This is a genomic window from Mesorhizobium sp. M4A.F.Ca.ET.020.02.1.1 (genome assembly GCF_004022645.1).
Taxonomy (GTDB): Bacteria; Pseudomonadota; Alphaproteobacteria; order Rhizobiales; family Rhizobiaceae; genus Mesorhizobium.
This window is the reverse complement of sequence record NZ_RZOI01001208.1, coordinates 1-948: the sequence shown is the minus strand read 5'-3', so window position 1 is coordinate 948 and position 948 is coordinate 1. Positions and strand designations below refer to the sequence as shown.

Below are 948 nucleotides of genomic sequence, written 5' to 3'. Positions count from 1 at the left end.
GCTGGTGACCGTAAACGGCGAGCAGATCGAGGGCACGCTCGCCAATCCGCCGATAGGCGCCGGGCCTCAGCCGGCGCGCAGCAGGCGCACGGCCTCGTCACGGCCGAACAGGTAGAGCAGCAGGCGCAGCGCCTCGCCGCGTTCGGACTGCAGTTCCGGATCGCGTGACAGGATCAGCCTGGCGTCGTCGCGCGCGGCCTCGAGAAGATCGGCATGCGCCTCGATGCGCGCCACCTGGAAACCCGGCGTGCCGGACTGGCGCGTGCCCAGCAACTCGCCTTCGCCGCGCAGTTTCAAATCTTCTTCGGCGATCAGGAAGCCGTCCTCGGTCTCGCGCATTACCGACAGGCGGCGCTTGGCCGTCTCGCCGAGCGGGTCCTTGTAAAGCAGCACGCAGGAGGAGGGCTTGTCGCCGCGCCCGACGCGGCCGCGCAACTGATGCAGTTGGGCAAGACCGAAGCGCTCGGCATGCTCGATGACCATGATCGTGGCGTCCGGCACGTCGACGCCGACTTCGATGACGGTGGTGGCGATCAGGATGCGTGTCTCCCCCTGCTTGAAGGCGCGCATCGCCTCGTCCTTCTCGGCACCCTTCATGCGGCCATGCACGAGGCCGATCTGGTCGCCGAAGAGCGGCTTCAGCGAGGCGAAGCGATCCTCCGCCGACATCAGCTTGACCTCTTCGGATTCCTCGACCAGCGGGCAGATCCAATAGATCTTCTGGCCGTCAGCGACGGCGTCGCGCATGCGCCCGACCAACTCGTCCAGCCGCTCCAGCGGCAGCGTGACGGTGCGGATCGGCTGACGGCCGGCGGGTTTCTCGGTCAGCTTGGAGACATCCATGTCGCCAAAGGCGGTCAACACCAGCGTGCGCGGGATCGGCGTTGCCGTCATCACAAGCATGTCGGGCGCGTCGCCCTTGGCGGGGATGGCAAGCCGCTGGTGGAC

1 protein-coding gene is annotated in these 948 nt (G+C 67.4%); it reads right to left on the bottom strand.

Features of this window, described 5'->3' with window-relative positions; all coding sequences use genetic code 11:
* Window positions 1-66: 66 nt before the first annotated feature.
* Window positions 67-948 (bottom strand): helicase-related protein (locus tag EN742_RS36120; protein WP_281035059.1); only part of this gene is annotated, 882 nt, incomplete at its 5' end.